Genomic DNA, 15,709 nt, shown 5'->3' with positions numbered 1-15,709 from the left:
CACACAATAAAGCGACACCTCGAAGAAGATATTTCTTTTTTTTGTGTCGCTTTTTATTTGTTACTAATCTTAGAATTTACGAATTGATATATTCTATTTATGTTTCATTTTATACATCCTGTTTTCATGTCTGTAATGTTCTTGCATTTTTTTGTTTTCTTTTTCATTGGGAGTAAGCATAAAAGGACCTAAAATAAAAAACAAACACATCAGTATAAAAGCGATTGCAAAAAACATTTTCGATCTCGAAATTCCCACAACTTTTTCAAACATTGCTTTTATCAACTTCCAGTGGTAAAATACATGAAGAACAATTAGAACGATCATAATAAAACCTAGAATCAAATGAATGTACCCCCACTTGTGACGATCCATTCCCAAAAATTCTAATTTTACATGATCACCATACTTTGCCCATGTCTCCTGCCCCGTAAGTAAAACATACTTAATTAAGAAGCCTATTCCGGTTATCAACGATAAGCACAAAAACAAAAGTAAATCAATTACAAAATTAATGTTTAACCGTTTCATTTTAAACAATTTTAATTTTACAAAAAAACCGGATCTGCACAATACAGAATCCGGTTACAATCAAATAGTCATAAACTACTACTAAATCAATACTGCATTCTTTAAATTACTTATTATCAGATCGGGTACTCTTTGCGGTTTGCGAGTTATACTATCGACAAACACTACAGTAGAACTTGCCTTGCATACCACCTCATTCCTGGCATTTTCGAAGGTAAAATAAAACTTGAATCGTGTTATTGGCAATTCCTTAATTCTTGTTTTAACTGTTAATTCATCATCGTAACCCGATGGTTTAAGATACTTCAAATTCATATCCACAACCGGAAGCATTATTCCATTCTCCTCCAACACCTTATCGTTCAATCCAAACTCTCTCATCAATTCAGTTCTTGCTCGGTGGCAATAGTTTACATAGTTGGCATGATAAACATAGCCCATTTGGTCTACCTCACCATATTGTGGTCTTATTTTACACTCTCCTCTAATCATACCTCACAAAGTTTTTTTGAATGAACAAGACCAGCCCAAATTGTCTGAATTATTGGATTGATATCCGATTCCGGTTTAAATTCAATAATAGATTGATGATTAACAATCGAATATACCATATCCTCGCTAAAAGGAATTTTTCCCAATAAATTAATATTTTGAGTGGAAAAAAATGCTTCCATTTGAGCTGTTATTTCCAAGTTAATATCGTACTTGTTAATAACCGCAAAAGCAGTAACATTAAATTTTTTCACTAAATCGATTACCCGAACCACATCATGAAAACCGGATTTACTTGGTTCCGTAATTAATACAACAGCATCAACTCCTGTTATTGATGCAATGGCAGAACAACCAATTCCCGGAGGACCATCATTCAAAAGAAAATCCGCATTCATTTCTTTCGCAAGTTCTTGAGCTTTCTTTCTAACCACAGTAACCAATTTCCCTGAATTTTCCTCACCAGGTCCCATTTTTGCATGTACTAACTTTCCAAATCTAGAATCGGAAATAAACCAACTATTATTAGTACTGTGTTCTGATGAAATAGCCTGAACCGGACAGATTCTCTCACACAATCGACAGCCTTCACACTCGAAAGCATTTACTTGCAATCCGCCTTCAGGTTTATAATGTATCGCATCGAACCTACACTCTTGCTTACACTTACCGCAATTGGTGCAGATTTCATTATCAATCTTTGCAATTCGGGCACCTTTAAAAACATGCTGCTCTTTAATATCAGGCTGAAATATTAAATGAAGATCTGGCGCATCAACATCAATATCTGAAAACACAGTATTCTTACTTACCGATGCTAGTGCTGCAGTTAAACCTGTTTTACCAGTTCCGCCTTTACCGCTTAATATGGTAATTTCTTTCATTGTTTTTGCTTGTGTTTAATATTGATAGCCAATTTCAAATATTCTTGTTCTATAAAAGGCGGAATGTCGTTTAGTAATTTTCCTTTGGCATATTGCTTGGCATAGTTTTTATCAAACGGAATTTCAGCAAGCAATTCAATTTCCTCTTCCTCCAAATACTTATAAATTTCACGATCGCCCAATCCTGCCTTATTTACAACCAATCCAAAAGGCTTATGCATTTCTTTCATTAAATCTACGGTTAGCCGTAAATCATATAAACCAAAAGGAGTAGGTTCCGAAACCAGAATTACATAATCTGCATCCGAAACGGTCTCAACAACCGGACAACTTGTACCAGGAGGTGCATCGAATATCACAATTCCATCTCCCTTATTCAACTCCTGCTTTAATTCCTTAATTACCTTTGTTTGCATTGGAGAACCAATTCTCAAACTTCCTTCAATAATTTCGGCACCAACTTTAGTTTTACAAGTTGTTATGCGTCCAATAGGATTTGCTTCTTCGGTTATTGCATTATAATTACAAGCATGCAAACATGCTCCACAAGAATGACATAAATCGAGATCTACATGAGCATATTTTACCGATGGCATTATACTAATGGCATTGAACTCACAGTATTCCTCACATTTACGACAAAATGTACATTTTTCGGAATCAATAGTCGGGATCAATTGAGATACTGATTTATCTTTTGCCCTACTAATGTTCTGAAAGAACAACAAATCGTTTGGCTCTTCAACATCACAATCAACCAGCTGAACATTTCGTGTCCACTTATCGAAAATAGTGGAAAACAGATTTACTGCAACAGTTGTTTTACCAGTTCCTCCTTTTCCACTTGTTATTGCTATTTTATACGCCATAACTCTTACGCCTTATTAGATTTTATAAGTAAATCGCCAATCTCAACACCTAATTTACCAGCAATTAAATCACATTTAGCCATAAGCATAAAAAAGAGATTCTCTCGCTTTTCGTTTAACAATCCTTCTAAATTACCTTGACCTTTTGATATCACGACATCAGCAGTATGAAACAATTTTTGAAGTTCGGATGAACAATTTTCCAATAAAGTAGAAGGTGCATCGTGACCATTGGAAATTACCTTACAAACATCTTCCATTGCCACATAATCCGCATCTTCGTAAGTTACATCGTTAATTATTGGCTGATCTCTCACCACATAAATCACATTCGGATGATTTAAATGTTTAATAAAAAGCTTATCGAAGACTATCTCGCCAGCATTATCTCCCAAATACAAAACTGTTTTAGCTTTTTCAACAGCTTTCAATAAATCTAAACTGTTATCAATGGCAATTTCTTTCTCCAGTAAACTGTTAACACTTTCGTTAATATCAACAGGTGCGGTATGTGCTCCATAATCAATAATATTTCCGATAACGGCTAATTTCGCTGCGAAATGAAACGGATTATCCGAATTACTTATAGAGTTATTCCAAAATTTAATTTGAGAATAAAGTAGCTGATTTGCTTTCTTCTTTTCCTCTTTGTACAAATCCTCAATCTCAAAACTCTTCTTAGCAAGACGATGAATTAATAAGGAAAGATATGGGCTTGAAATTGAATTGCTATGATTAATAATATAATCTGCTTCAGAGAGAAACGCATTGGTAAGCTTTGCTTCCGTACCAAACTTACTTGCTAAACTCTTCGCAGTTTTGGATTGACACGCCAAACATGAATTATTCATCTTAATGATCACAACAATTAGCAGTAAAGCTAATGGTTTCAGTTAAAAAACCATTCACCAAATCTTTAGCTTCCAGTTTTGGAGCACCTACAAAAACATTTACATTGTTGGCATTAAATATTTCAATTGCTCTTCCGCCCATACCGCCTGCAAGAACATCCGTTACACCTAAGTTTGCTAAAAATGGAGGTAACATACCTGGTACGTGTGGTGGTGCTTCTACTAATTCTTCGCTTACAATTACTTTTTCATCTACATCGATTAATGCAAAATGACTACAATGTCCAAAATGTGCATCCAACATACCTTCTTTTACCGGTACCGCAATCTTCTTTTTCATGTGATAAATTTTAAATTAGAAATCTCAAATATGATTTCTATGTATTTGTTATTTAATAATCAGTTTACAAAATGCAAACACAAGGAATTTACCAAACCAAATAAGCATTTCCCTTGTGTTCTTTGGACATATTATAATCCATTATCTTCTTCTTCTTAAACCTTGCCCTTTTCCTCTTCCAATTCCTCTTCCACGACCAAGCCCCATTCCTTCGGATGATTGATCTCTCTTTTCCTCTTGCTTTTCGGTATTAATTTCAGACTTGCATCGTCCCATACCTCTACCTGACCTAACTCCTTGTCCTCTCGGACCTGTTCTATCCAATCCTGGCATAACAACCTCCTTTTTTAAATAGATTTTCCACTTTTTAATCTTTTCCCCCGACCAAGACCACAACCACTTTTTCTTTTAAGACCAAGACCTTCGCCCAGTTTCTCTAGTTTGGTTTTCATATCATCAGAGGAACACTTGCCTAATTTGCGTCCTGTTCCGGATCCTTTTCCTTCCGGACCTTTTCCATTTAGCTTTGGCATATTCGTAGAATTTAAGATTTTAAGTTTTTAAGAATTTTCTCAACTGTATTGTTATCATCCTGAAGAATTACCATCTGAATATTAAATTCATCTAGTAGATCTTTTGCTTTGGGTCCAAAATCACCAGAAATAACTTTTGAAACACCCAATTCTATAGCCGTTTCAGAGGCTTTCGTCCCTGCTCCTCCAGCTGCATTAGCATGTTTATTTTCGATAAAACGCACCTCTCCATTTTCATCATCATACAAACAGAACCAAGCTGCTCGACCAAAACGCAAATCAAATAAAGAACCCTCTCCTTTTCCAGTTGATGTAATAATTGTTTTCATTTATTTTTATTTATTTAAAGATTCTATTTTTAATGAATTACAAGCAGGACAAACCTCACTATCCATATTTTTGGGAATATTAAATCGGGCATGGCACTTGTTGCACACAAACCAATCTTTATCCATTACAGCATTTCCAAAAACAGTCTTTATATCTTTTGTTTCGACTAAAGCCATTGCTATTTTCCTTCTTGCACTTTCATATATTCTTGCAAATGTTGGTCTTGATACTCCCATTATATCCGCAGCTTCTTTATGATTCATAAAGTCATAATCGGCTAATTTAATAGCCTCATATTCTTCATATAAAAATTCAACAGAATCTCTTTTTTTAGCATTAACACCAAAGGGTCTATATCCTTTAAATCTTGGAGGTTCAACAACCTTTCTTAAACGTATTCGTCTTGGCATATATTAATTTTTAAACAAAGTTATTGAGATTATTCTCATTTCACAAATATTTTCCAATTAAATATTTGATCACTATAAGATATAAAAAAAGAGATCCTAATTCGGATCTCCATTTAACTAATATTAATTTTAGTTCTTAAACCTCCTCCTCAGCCGAGATAAAGTGAGCAAATTGCTTTTCCACAGTAACAGGTTCGGTTAAATACAATTCTCCAACTTGTTTCGACATCATATCCGGAAAAACATACTCATTGCCATCTTTTAATCCTTTTACGATATTTTGAGCTACATTTTGAGGCAGATCTTTATCCAATTCCAAATCTCTAATCATATCCGTGTCAATGGGTCCAGGATAAACACCCATTACCAAAATATTAGAATTTAATAATTCGCCCCGCATTCCCTGAGTAATGCTATGAACAGCTGCTTTAGATGCAGAATATGCTCCACTAATAGGCATACTTGCCAAACCCAATACCGAAGAAATATTTACAATAGCTGCATGACTCTTATTTTTTAAATGATCAATCATTGAAAGGCTTAACTTTACCAAACCCCAAACATTCACTTCAAAATTAACCGCCATGCTATCCAATGTATCGTCTGAGAAAAAACCTCCAGGTTCATAAACACCAGCATTATTTATTAATATTTCAACATCTTTTATCGATCTGGTAGCTTTAATAATCGATCGATCATCTCTCAAATCTAACAGAACAGGTACCAGTCTAGTACTGTATTCTGCTTTTAAATCATTTAAGGCTTTAGCGTTTCTAACTCCGGCGTATACCTTTTTTGCTCCTGCTTCTAACAATTCGATGGTGATTGCTCTCCCAATTCCTCTACTTGCTCCACTTACAAAAGCAACTCTCCCTTTCGGGGATACTTTTAATTCATTCATCACAACCTCCGTTTGGTTTAAAACTTATTTAAAACAATTCTACACAAATTACAAATATCCTCTCCCAATAGCAATGTAAATAAGATTGCTCATCTTATTTAGAAAGTCAGTAATAATCATGAGTCTAGATGAATCATTATATGCACTTATTTTTTACCTTTGCATTCGTCGAGATTCTTTGGCGATTTCTTATCGGGGTGCGATCAATCTATAATCTTTTCCAATGGCATTCCTGGCTGGAGATCATAAGGAGAATCTCGGCTTTCTAATATAACCAGTATTCAAGAAATACTAATCCTGTTATATTTAGTATCTGTTAACCAATAACCACATACAAAATGTCTACAAATTATTTTAAAACCTATCCCAACCAAGATGGGTATTTCGGAAAGTACGGAGGTAGTTATATCCCTGAAGAACTAAAGGAAGAAATGAAAAAAATTAACAATGCGTATTACTCTATCAGTAAGTCGCATGAATTCATTTCAGAATTAAGAAGTATTCGCAAACACTTTCAGGGAAGACCTACGCCTGTTTATTACTGCAATCGCTTATCGAATAAATACGGAGGTAGAATCTATCTTAAACGTGAAGATTTAAATCATTCCGGAGCTCATAAGTTGAATCATTGTATGGGAGAAGCTCTGCTTGCCAAATACATGGGTAAAAAGAAATTGATTGCTGAAACCGGGGCTGGACAACATGGTGTTGCTTTGGCGACTGCTGCTGCTTATTTTGGTTTGGAATGTGAAATCCATATGGGCGAAGTGGATATCGCCAAAGAGCATCCCAATGTGATGCGAATGAAAATATTGGGAGCTACAGTTATTCCGGTTACTCATGGATTAAAAACATTAAAAGAAGCTGTTGATTCTGCTTTTCAATCCTACTTAAAGGACCCGATTAATACAATTTACTGCATAGGTTCTGTGGTTGGTCCACATCCATTCCCGATGATGGTTCGTGAATTTCAACGCGTGATTGGAATCGAAGCCAGAGAGCAATTTCAGGAAATGACAGGTGAGTTACCTGATAATATTGTTGCTAGCGTAGGTGGTGGTAGTAATGCCATGGGTATTTTCTCTGCCTTTTTAGATGATGAAGAATGTAAACTTCACGGAGTTGAACCTGCAGGAAGATCTTATGACAAAGGAGAACATGCAGCAACCTTAACTTTCGGAAAACCTGGTGTTATACACGGTTTTAAATGTTATTTATTACAAGATGAAGAAGGACAGCCAGACCCAGTTTATTCTGTTGCCAGTGGTTTAGATTATCCTGGAGTTGGACCAGAACATTCTATGCTAAAAGATTGGAACAAGGTAGAATACAATTCTATTACCGATAAAGAATGCATAGAAGCATTTTATGAATTAAGTAGATCAGAAGGGATTATCCCTGCATTGGAAAGTGCTCATGCTGTTGCTTATGCCTTAAAACTTGCCAAAGCCAATCCTCGTCAATCCATCTTAGTCAATTTAAGTGGAAGAGGCGATAAAGACCTTGATTTTGTAGTAGAAAAATACGGTCTTCCTGAAGATCGATAAAACGATTTTTCGAATTGATATATTAAATGCTGCTCTATTTTGAGCAGCATTTTTCATTTTAAGTCTGCAATTTAGAATAATGAACTTATATTTACAGTATTATGAAAGAAGTTTATCAATTTTCGAAGGATTTAAGTAAAGAATTTGAGTTTATCACTTCCAGAAGCAGTGGCCCAGGTGGACAAAATGTAAACAAAGTAAATTCTAAAGTAGAATTACGCTTTTCTGTTTTCGACTCAAAGATTTTGACTCAAGAAGAAAAAGAAACCTTATTTAAAAAATTATACCATCACATTAATAATCAGGGAATACTAGCGGTTACAGCTCAAACTGAACGATCGCAACTTATGAATAAGGAAATTGCGATCCAAAAATTCTATCAGTGGATCGAACTTGCCCTAAAACCAGAAAAACCTAGAAAGAAAACTCGACCTACAAGAGCTTCAAAAGAAAAAAGATTAGCTGGTAAGCAGATTCAATCACAAAAGAAAGAATCGAGGAAAAAGCCGGATTTTTAAAATATTTTTCATATAAAAGAAAAGGGCTATACCAAATGGTATAACCCTTTTTATCTTTTAGAAATATCTTCTTACATATCTGCAAAAAAGTCGTTTCCTTTGTCATCAACAATAATAAAAGCAGGGAAATTCTCTACTCTAATTTTACGAACTGCTTCCATACCTAATTCAGGGAAATCAATCACTTCAATGGATTTGATACTGTTCTTAGCAAGAACTGCAGCTGGTCCACCAATCGATCCTAAATAGAATCCACCATTTTCTTTACAGGCATCAGTTACTGATTTGTAACGGTTTCCTTTTGCAACCATTACCATAGAACCGCCTTCTTTTTGGAATACACCAACATAAGGATCCATACGTCCAGCTGTTGTTGGTCCAAAACTACCTGAAGCCATTCCTTCCGGAGTTTTAGCAGGTCCTGCGTAATACACCGGATGATTCTTGAAATATTCAGGCATTTCTTTTCCCTCATCTAACATCTGCTTGATTTGAGCGTGTGCAATATCACGTGCTACAATCAAAGTTCCCGATAAATTCAAGCGTGTTTTGATAGGATATTTAGTCAATTCCTTCAAAATATCTTCCATTGGCTGATCTAAATCAATATCAACTGCAGCTTTCATTGCTGGAGCCTCCTCTGGTAAATATTTTACTGGATCTTTCTCTAACTTTTCAAGGAAGATTCCATCCTCATTAATTTTGGCTTTGATATTTCTATCTGCACTACAGCTAACACCTAATCCTACAGGACAAGAAGCAGCATGACGAGTCATACGAATTACTCGTACATCGTGAACAAAGTATTTTCCACCAAACTGAGCTCCAATTTCGCTATTTTGGCAAATCTCTTGTACTTTTTTCTCCCATTCAAGATCTCTAAAAGCCTGACCACCTTCGTTACCTTCTGTTGGTAAATGATCGTAATAACCTGCAGATGCTTTCTTAACTGTAGCCAATGTTGCTTCAGCTGAAGTTCCACCAATTACTAATGCTAAGTGATAAGGAGGACAAGCAGAGGTACCTAAATCTTTAATTTTTTCTTCAACAAATTTGGTTAGATTCTCTTCGTTCAAAAGAGCCTTAGTTTGCTGATAAAGGAAAGTTTTATTTCCTGATCCACCACCTTTGGTTACAAATAGAAATTCGTAAGCATTACCTTGGTTAGCGTAAATATCAATTTGAGCTGGAAGGTTATTTCCTGTATTTTTTTCTTCGAACATAGTGAAAGGAACAACCTGAGAATATCTCAAATTTCTTTCTTTATAGGTATCGTAAACACCTCTTGAAAGATGCTCTGCATCATTTGATCCGGTGTAAACATCTTCACCTTTTTTTGCAACAACAATAGCAGTACCAGTATCCTGACAAGTAGGCAACTGTCCATCAGCTGCAACCACTTGATTCATCAACATGGTATGAGCTACGAATTTATCATTATCTGAAGCCTCTCCATCCTTTAAAATATCCTGTAGTTTAGTAAGGTGAGCAGGACGCAAGAAAAATGAAACATCAGAAAATGCTTCTTTCGATAATAATTCTAATCCTTTAGGATCAATCTTTAAGATTTTTCTTCCATCAACATCAATGGTGGAAACATAGTCTTTTGTTAACAAACGATATTCTGTTGTATCCTTTGTTATCGGAAAAGGCTTCTGATATTTAAATTCGGACATGGTAAAATATTTTAAAATTTGTGTGTTTCAATTTTCACTAAAAGATGAGAAATACTCTTCTTTTAGATCTCTACAGACAAAGATAAAACAAAATGATATCTAAGCTCAACTAAATTGGCTATTCTAAAACATTGCCGTGCAACATACGCAAAACAATACCAACAGCTTATTCAGCTTTTAGTGTTTCTATGATATTAAATTTTCGAATGAGTCTTATAGGAATTAAAATCCATAATAATCCACTCACAAATATGGCTAAGAGCAATGAAATTACGTAAGTATAAGGCATTTGAAATGCAGGAGAAAACAATGATGGCAAAACACCAATGAATGCTGCCGCTGTACCGCAAAGCAATCCCAAGATCAATAAAAATAAATTTTCTATAAATAATAATTTAAAAATATCCTTAGCGGTATATCCAATAGCGCTTAATAGAGCCAATTCTTTTTTACGCTCCCACACATTTCTTAAAAGCACTATTCCTAATCCAATGGTTCCAATGATCACGCCCAATCCTCCTAAAAACATAAACATGCTTAGGTAGGTATTTTCTACAGAATAAAATGCAGCCAATTTGTCTGATGTTTTGCTTCCTCTTACTCCTAAATCTTGTAAGTTTTCTTCTAGCTTATTAATAAACAAAGAATCAGTAGGTGAACCCTCTGCCAATATAATTTTTGAACCACTTACCGATGGAAAATTCTCTTGAAATAAGCTATCGGCTATTAGAATATTACCCTGGAAAATTGAATTGGCAAGTCCACCAACCAATAATAATTTCAAATCTTCACCAAATTCGTTTTGATAATGCAAGGTATCTCCTACTGCCATTTTTAATCCCCAAACAATAACCGTTTGATCGGCAATTGCAGGAATTACATTCTCTCCGAAATCCTGATTTAATGCTCCCCATGGATTTTCTTTATCAACTTCAGAATGCAGTTTCGCAAAAGAGAAGGATTTTCTCTGCTCAAAATCAACAGTATTAAATCCAAGAATTTGTGGTTTACTCACCTGATTTAAATTCAAGCAACTTGCATCATCTCCTTCCAATGCTCTGAATTGCACAAAATTCACTGTTGTATCCAAATCCCCTTCCCAAAATCCAACTTTCTCCTGTCCTTCCGATGTATTTAAATCTGATAAAACAGGAAGTGTTGCTTCTATCCAATATTCATATCCTCCAGTTCCTGAGGCGTTTGAATTCTCTGTATTGTAAAATGTTTTACGATTGGCTCCGGTTATCAGTACTGAAAATGTACCCAATGCCAAAAGAACAACAATTGCCAAACTACGTTTTACATTTCTTGATCCATTTTTCAGAGCCAAAGCAGTTATATCGGGTGTAGTTGAACTTTGCCTATTCCCAATTTTCACCAAATAAGAATGTACAAAAGCTGAAGCACCAATTAAAACTAATCCTCCCGCCGATAAAAGCAATTCTGCGTTTTGTTCCAATGAAGACACAAACGCATACACAACAATAGCTGCTGTTCCAAGCACGGAAAACAAAGCAATTAATATAGATACACTGCCATTTCTTCTTCTTATCTGATCATCTTCGGTATTTTGAATCAACTTAATTGCAGATCTTTTAAGTTTCTTTCTTGTGATAACTACAATACAAATCATAGCAGTGAAAACTCCTGCCATAAATCCAGTCAACAAAGTATTTGTCTTAATGTGAACATTTAGCATATTGGTTCTTACCACATCTTGCCAAACAGAATTCAATGCATCGAGCAATAAACTATTGTAAAGCACTCCTCCTAAAACACCAAGAACTCCACCAAGAATAATCGTAATCAACGATTCATATATTCTTAGACTCAAAATTTGATTGTTCTGAAAACCTAATCCCAATAATATGCCTGTTTCCTTGTTTCTACTATCCAGATTTAAAGAGTAAATTAAAACCGTAAGTAGTATTCCAGCACAAATTATAAAGAAGCTTAAGCTCAGAAATAAGCCGCCAAAATCTACCATATTATTCACAGCTCTTTTCCCTTCGTTTCTTACTGGTAAAAATTGCAGGTTGATCATTTCAGGATTTAGCGCCTTCTGTAATTTTTCCTGTAAATCTTTTGCAGATATTTCGTCCTTATTAAAACGAAGAGCTGTATATTTTCCATACTTGTTACTCCATAAACCAAGAGCAGTTTCAGGCGAGATCATTGCCTTAGGAATCCCCTTATATTTCTTCCAATATTCTTCATCTTTGGGTCTGATTTTAGAAAAATCAACCGGAACACCGGCTTCCCACTCATTACACGAACCAGCATCAGATAAACCTGGAAAATCAGGCATCATATCCTTATCCCAAAAAGAATCAGTAATAGATATAACCTCTTTAATTTTGAATGTTTTACTCTCTTCTACTAATTTCCGAAGCGCTCCAATCACAAAGTATTTTAGTTCAATGGAATCACCAATGCTTACTTTTAAATCATCTGCCAGCCAACTATTAATCACCACCTCATCATCACCTAAGTCATTATTCTTATCATTACGAATTGAAGTAACAAAGGAATAAGGAGTTTCACCTTTCGACGAGCTTATACCATTCACGAAATAGGTTAATAGCTGCTGCTGATTTATTGTGATATCTTCTATTGCATCAGAAATAGGCTCATCAATAAAAACACGATTTGAGCTTATCTCATATTTGTTTTTCCCTTCTATCTCTTTCAATTTCAGTCCTGAATCTTCTATTTTCCAATTGGTACGTAAACTATTTCCAAGTTTATCAGCATCGGTCATTTCCGTCTGATCTGAATCAAATAGAATCAAATTGGCAGAACCAGATAAATCCATTTCTTCTGCAATGTAATTACGCGATAGAAAAACATTGTATGGAGCAACTTGATTGGATTGCAAACTAAATCGCCCAAAATGAGATTCATCTGCAATATCTTTTACCATCAGCCTTAAAGCCAAACTCTGATCCTCATCGGATACAAATGGGGCATTAGCAGGAATCACACTCCCTTTCTCAATACGAAGTAGAAACTGATCTCCTTTTTTCAAATTCATCCTATCGGATAAATTCTGACTGATATAAGCCTCATCCTTAGACAGGTCTTCTACTTTTGCATTGTTCAATTTCCAAAACAAACTATCCACACCATAAACATGTATTCCATTGACTCGTGTACTTGTTTCTGGTTGAATTGCAATACCATTAATCTGGAGAACAGGTGCAACAGTTGCCTTCAAATCATCCGCAATTTCATAGGCTAAATCAGAACGAACATAACGATCTCCTGTAGTCATGGCATATTCAACTTCTCCCAAGCGTAGGTTTACCAATTCGTGGAGGCTGTATTTTACCGAATCGCCAACAATTAAAGCTCCCGTTAGCACCGTTGTACTTACAATTGTGCCTAGTAATACTGCAAAATGTTGTCTTTTATAAAACCACAGACTTTTAAGAATGTATTTAAGTTTGTTCATGTTTGAGAGGCTGAAGATTATCTGTATGAGTCTAAAGTTAATTTTTTGAACTGATCTAAAAACCTAAGGCATCCAATATCTTCTCATTCAATCTTCTATTCTTCCCCTGATATGGATAACAATGTATGTGAATCGCCGGATTGAAATTCATCTCGATAATTGCATAATTATCTTTGGTAGCAGGTTTCGAGAGATCTTCAATCATCATATCCAAACCTGTAATTCTTACACCTAATGCTTTCGCTGATTTCGATGCAATTTCTTTATAGGATGGATGAATGTCATCTGTAAAATCAAGACTATCACCACCTGTACTAATATTAGAGTTTTCGCGTAAGAATACAATTTGATCTTTCTCAGGTACACTATCGAAATTTAGATCCTGATCCTTTAAAAACATCTCCTCAGCTTCTTCCAATCTAATCTTCTCTAATGGAGTTCTATAACCACGACCGCGAAGAGAATCTTTGTTCTTCTCAGATACCAAATCTTTAATGGTACTTACACCATCTCCTTTTACATTAGCAGGTACACGATGCAGAATACCAGTTACTTTTTCATCAATCACAAAAAAGCGATACTCTTTTCCAGCTACAAATTCTTCTATTAATATGCTATTATCATGCTCAAAGGCAATATCAACAGCTCTTTTGTATACTTCCTGATCGTTATTCTCTTTCAAAATCGTAATCCCTAAACCAAAATTTGTTGATTTAGGTTTGATAACAATTCCTTTTCCTTCAAACAAATCAAAATCAGATCTAGCTTGTTTCGCATCACGATAATCTAATCCTCCCGGAACACGAATGTCAGCTTTCTCCAAAATCTTTTTAGTGACCAATTTGTTCTCCATCATTAAAACACTGGAATAGTTATCTAAGGATGTTCTTGTTGCCTGCATCACATATTCTGTCTTGTCACCTCTATGCAGACTGATAAAGTTCTCACTTCTATCTAGTATTCTAAATTCAACTCCGCGACGTAAAGCGGCTTTCATCAACAATTGCGATGATAATTCAAGGTCTTCAAATCCGTGAAAACGAAAGCCACTCATTTCGCTCTCTTCCTTGTATTTCTTTGCAAGATTCAAATGAAAGTTAATGAATCCTTCCTCTTCTATTTTCTGCTTTACTTTAAATGAAGCTCTCAATTCAGGATTCTGCACCATTTCACCCACTTCATGATAAGCTGCCATGTAAGCTTCATTATCGCCAATCCCTGAAGTATGAATAAACTCTTTGATATCAGATAGAAGTGAGGAAAGCATTACATCAATTTTCGTGGCTTCTCCTTCAAAATTTTTCAGTAATAAATCCTCTTTCATACCACTACAAGCCACCCAATCGTGATTTTTAGCAGCTATCTTTTGCTCCTCTGGATTGTATCTATTCTCTTCACTTTTGAACAAACAATACAGCATGAACAAATGCATAAAATACAAGCGATTCTTTGACACACCCGATTTCTCAAAAGGATCTAAATCCAATATGCGAACCTCAACATGAGATAACACATCACTCTCTGGAATAAACTTTAATCGAATTGGCAAATACAATTCCTCATCAACTATTAATTTTCCCGAATCAAGTAATGATTTCATTGATTCTTTATACTCTTTCAGACTATTGAAATCTACAAAATACTCTTCCGCGTTTCTGTAGCCAGCAGAGCTAGTACGAATGGATACAGCCTTTCTGCAACCCATTTTCATTTTCTCACCTGTCTTTAAAGACTTTAATTTTAGTGATGGATCCGCTTCCGGACTTTCGCCAAATAAACAAACCAAAAACCATCGGTAACGCATAAAGTTGCGAACCATTTTAAGGTATGCTGCTTCTCTGAAACTTTCCAAATCACCATTCCATTTGGTGGCTTTTCTTAATTTTCTTTCCAATCTACCTGATAAAGAAAAGTTAAAATGAATACCCGAAAGCATCTGTCTCTCTTTTCCATACCTATTCGCCAATTCTTCTCTGTATTTTTCTTTGTGGGCTCCTTCTTCACCAAAACGAGCTATCGGAATTTGATCTTCCTCAGGCAGTAAAGGGGGTAAACTTTGAGGCCAAAGTAATTCATCGTGCAAATTCTCAGAAATTACATCATTCAAAGTCTCCAAAAAGCCATGCACCTCCGCAATACTATGCAAAGGGGGTGTAATCATCTCAACCTGACTCTCAGAAAAATCTGTTGTTATATAAGGGTGACGAAACTTGTCACCTAAAATACCGGGGTGTGGTGTATCAGCCATCTTCCCTTCACCATCTACTCGTACATTTTCTTTTTCGATGCCAAACTTTCCATTAATAATGCTTGCTCGTATGCTTTCGCAAGACAAAGTTTCGGCTATATTGTTGATTAATTTATCCATCGTAT

Annotated in this window: 16 protein-coding genes; 2 read left to right on the top strand and 14 right to left on the bottom strand. The window is 35.3% G+C overall.

Annotation, left to right across the window (positions count from 1 at the left end; all coding sequences use genetic code 11):
* Positions 1 to 93 precede the first annotated feature (93 nt).
* The 11 genes from GCQ56_RS07425 to GCQ56_RS07375 all read right to left on the bottom strand — a co-directional run bounded on the left by GCQ56_RS07425 (position 94) and on the right by GCQ56_RS07375 (position 6,141).
* Positions 94 to 531 (bottom strand): DUF4405 domain-containing protein, encoded by a 438-nt coding sequence (locus GCQ56_RS07425; protein ID WP_152733783.1) that lies wholly within the window; start codon positions 529 to 531, stop codon positions 94 to 96.
* 81 nt (positions 532 to 612) lie between these two features.
* Positions 613 to 1,023, bottom strand: coding sequence for a thioesterase family protein (locus GCQ56_RS07420; protein WP_152733782.1), 411 nt, complete (start codon positions 1,021 to 1,023; stop codon positions 613 to 615).
* Positions 1,020 to 1,907, bottom strand: coding sequence for an ATP-binding protein (locus tag GCQ56_RS07415; protein WP_152733781.1), 888 nt, complete (start codon positions 1,905 to 1,907; stop codon positions 1,020 to 1,022). Before GCQ56_RS07415 ends, GCQ56_RS07420 begins: the two co-directional genes overlap by 4 nt.
* On the bottom strand, positions 1,904 to 2,776 hold the full coding sequence (locus tag GCQ56_RS07410; protein WP_152733780.1) for a P-loop NTPase: 873 nt from the start codon (positions 2,774 to 2,776) through the stop codon (positions 1,904 to 1,906). The genes GCQ56_RS07415 and GCQ56_RS07410 overlap by 4 nt, the downstream gene beginning before the upstream one ends.
* A gap of 5 nt (positions 2,777 to 2,781) precedes the next feature.
* Complete coding sequence (locus tag GCQ56_RS07405) at positions 2,782 to 3,627, bottom strand: DUF89 domain-containing protein (RefSeq protein ID WP_152733779.1); 846 nt, start codon at positions 3,625 to 3,627, stop codon at positions 2,782 to 2,784.
* A gap of 1 nt (position 3,628) precedes the next feature.
* The gene (locus GCQ56_RS07400) at positions 3,629 to 3,967 is read right to left on the bottom strand and encodes a NifB/NifX family molybdenum-iron cluster-binding protein (RefSeq protein ID WP_152733778.1); all 339 of its coding nucleotides are present in this window, start codon (positions 3,965 to 3,967) and stop codon (positions 3,629 to 3,631) included.
* A gap of 141 nt (positions 3,968 to 4,108) precedes the next feature.
* Positions 4,109 to 4,300 carry a DUF5320 domain-containing protein gene (locus GCQ56_RS07395; protein ID WP_152733777.1) on the bottom strand — a complete coding sequence of 64 codons (192 nt, stop codon included), beginning with the start codon at positions 4,298 to 4,300 and terminating at the stop codon, positions 4,109 to 4,111.
* A 14-nt stretch (positions 4,301 to 4,314) separates the two neighbouring features.
* Complete coding sequence (locus tag GCQ56_RS07390; RefSeq protein ID WP_152733776.1) at positions 4,315 to 4,500, bottom strand: DUF5320 domain-containing protein; 186 nt, start codon at positions 4,498 to 4,500, stop codon at positions 4,315 to 4,317.
* Positions 4,501 to 4,511: 11 nt separating this feature from the next.
* A complete protein-coding gene (locus GCQ56_RS07385; RefSeq protein WP_152733775.1) occupies positions 4,512 to 4,829 on the bottom strand; it encodes a NifB/NifX family molybdenum-iron cluster-binding protein in 318 nt (105 codons plus the stop codon).
* 6 nt (positions 4,830 to 4,835) lie between these two features.
* Positions 4,836 to 5,240 carry a DUF134 domain-containing protein gene (locus tag GCQ56_RS07380; RefSeq protein ID WP_152733774.1) on the bottom strand — a complete coding sequence of 135 codons (405 nt, stop codon included), beginning with the start codon at positions 5,238 to 5,240 and terminating at the stop codon, positions 4,836 to 4,838.
* A 136-nt stretch (positions 5,241 to 5,376) separates the two neighbouring features.
* Positions 5,377 to 6,141, bottom strand: coding sequence for an SDR family NAD(P)-dependent oxidoreductase (locus GCQ56_RS07375; RefSeq protein WP_152733773.1), 765 nt, complete (start codon positions 6,139 to 6,141; stop codon positions 5,377 to 5,379).
* Between the two features lie 338 nt (positions 6,142 to 6,479).
* Between GCQ56_RS07375 and trpB the strand changes: the two genes are divergently transcribed.
* Complete coding sequence (gene trpB, locus GCQ56_RS07370) at positions 6,480 to 7,688, top strand: tryptophan synthase subunit beta (RefSeq protein ID WP_152733772.1); 1,209 nt, start codon at positions 6,480 to 6,482, stop codon at positions 7,686 to 7,688.
* A 101-nt stretch (positions 7,689 to 7,789) separates the two neighbouring features.
* Entirely contained in the window at positions 7,790 to 8,206 is a 417-nt protein-coding gene (gene arfB, locus GCQ56_RS07365; protein WP_152733771.1) for an alternative ribosome rescue aminoacyl-tRNA hydrolase ArfB, read from the top strand.
* A gap of 71 nt (positions 8,207 to 8,277) precedes the next feature.
* On the opposite strand, the gene GCQ56_RS07360 is transcribed toward arfB, so the two are convergent.
* The 3 genes from GCQ56_RS07360 to gshAB form a co-directional block, all read right to left on the bottom strand.
* Positions 8,278 to 9,882, bottom strand: coding sequence for a fumarate hydratase (locus tag GCQ56_RS07360; protein ID WP_152733770.1), 1,605 nt, complete (start codon positions 9,880 to 9,882; stop codon positions 8,278 to 8,280).
* Between the two features lie 166 nt (positions 9,883 to 10,048).
* Entirely contained in the window at positions 10,049 to 13,336 is a 3,288-nt protein-coding gene (locus GCQ56_RS07355; RefSeq protein ID WP_152733769.1) for an ABC transporter permease, read from the bottom strand.
* Between the two features lie 55 nt (positions 13,337 to 13,391).
* Complete coding sequence (gene gshAB / locus GCQ56_RS07350; protein ID WP_152733768.1) at positions 13,392 to 15,704, bottom strand: bifunctional glutamate--cysteine ligase GshA/glutathione synthetase GshB; 2,313 nt, start codon at positions 15,702 to 15,704, stop codon at positions 13,392 to 13,394.
* Positions 15,705 to 15,709 lie beyond the last annotated feature (5 nt).

The organism is Marinifilum sp. N1E240 (genome assembly GCF_009295825.1).
Taxonomy (GTDB): domain Bacteria; phylum Bacteroidota; class Bacteroidia; order Bacteroidales; family Marinifilaceae; genus Marinifilum_A; species Marinifilum_A sediminis.
Note: the sequence above shows the minus strand (reverse complement) of the source record. Positions and strands in the feature narration are given on the sequence as shown.

Excerpts from the sequence above, each read along its gene's own strand:
- GCQ56_RS07400 (WP_152733778.1), bottom strand. The coding sequence starts at position 3,967 with ATGAAAAAGAAGATTGCGGTACCGGTAAAAGAAGGTATGTTGGATGCA.
- trpB (WP_152733772.1), top strand. The coding sequence starts at position 6,480 with ATGTCTACAAATTATTTTAAAACCTATCCCAACCAAGATGGGTATTTC.
- GCQ56_RS07360 (WP_152733770.1), bottom strand. The coding sequence starts at position 9,882 with ATGTCCGAATTTAAATATCAGAAGCCTTTTCCGATAACAAAGGATACA.
- GCQ56_RS07385 (WP_152733775.1), bottom strand. The coding sequence starts at position 4,829 with ATGAAAACAATTATTACATCAACTGGAAAAGGAGAGGGTTCTTTATTT.
- GCQ56_RS07420 (WP_152733782.1), bottom strand. The coding sequence starts at position 1,023 with ATGATTAGAGGAGAGTGTAAAATAAGACCACAATATGGTGAGGTAGAC.
- GCQ56_RS07405 (WP_152733779.1), bottom strand. The coding sequence starts at position 3,627 with ATGAATAATTCATGTTTGGCGTGTCAATCCAAAACTGCGAAGAGTTTA.
- GCQ56_RS07375 (WP_152733773.1), bottom strand. The coding sequence starts at position 6,141 with ATGAATGAATTAAAAGTATCCCCGAAAGGGAGAGTTGCTTTTGTAAGT.
- GCQ56_RS07355 (WP_152733769.1), bottom strand. The coding sequence starts at position 13,336 with ATGAACAAACTTAAATACATTCTTAAAAGTCTGTGGTTTTATAAAAGA.
- GCQ56_RS07415 (WP_152733781.1), bottom strand. The coding sequence starts at position 1,907 with ATGAAAGAAATTACCATATTAAGCGGTAAAGGCGGAACTGGTAAAACA.
- gshAB (WP_152733768.1), bottom strand. The coding sequence starts at position 15,704 with ATGGATAAATTAATCAACAATATAGCCGAAACTTTGTCTTGCGAAAGC.
- GCQ56_RS07410 (WP_152733780.1), bottom strand. The coding sequence starts at position 2,776 with ATGGCGTATAAAATAGCAATAACAAGTGGAAAAGGAGGAACTGGTAAA.
- arfB (WP_152733771.1), top strand. The coding sequence starts at position 7,790 with ATGAAAGAAGTTTATCAATTTTCGAAGGATTTAAGTAAAGAATTTGAG.
- GCQ56_RS07380 (WP_152733774.1), bottom strand. The coding sequence starts at position 5,240 with ATGCCAAGACGAATACGTTTAAGAAAGGTTGTTGAACCTCCAAGATTT.
- GCQ56_RS07425 (WP_152733783.1), bottom strand. The coding sequence starts at position 531 with ATGAAACGGTTAAACATTAATTTTGTAATTGATTTACTTTTGTTTTTG.
- GCQ56_RS07395 (WP_152733777.1), bottom strand. The coding sequence starts at position 4,300 with ATGCCAGGATTGGATAGAACAGGTCCGAGAGGACAAGGAGTTAGGTCA.
- GCQ56_RS07390 (WP_152733776.1), bottom strand. The coding sequence starts at position 4,500 with ATGCCAAAGCTAAATGGAAAAGGTCCGGAAGGAAAAGGATCCGGAACA.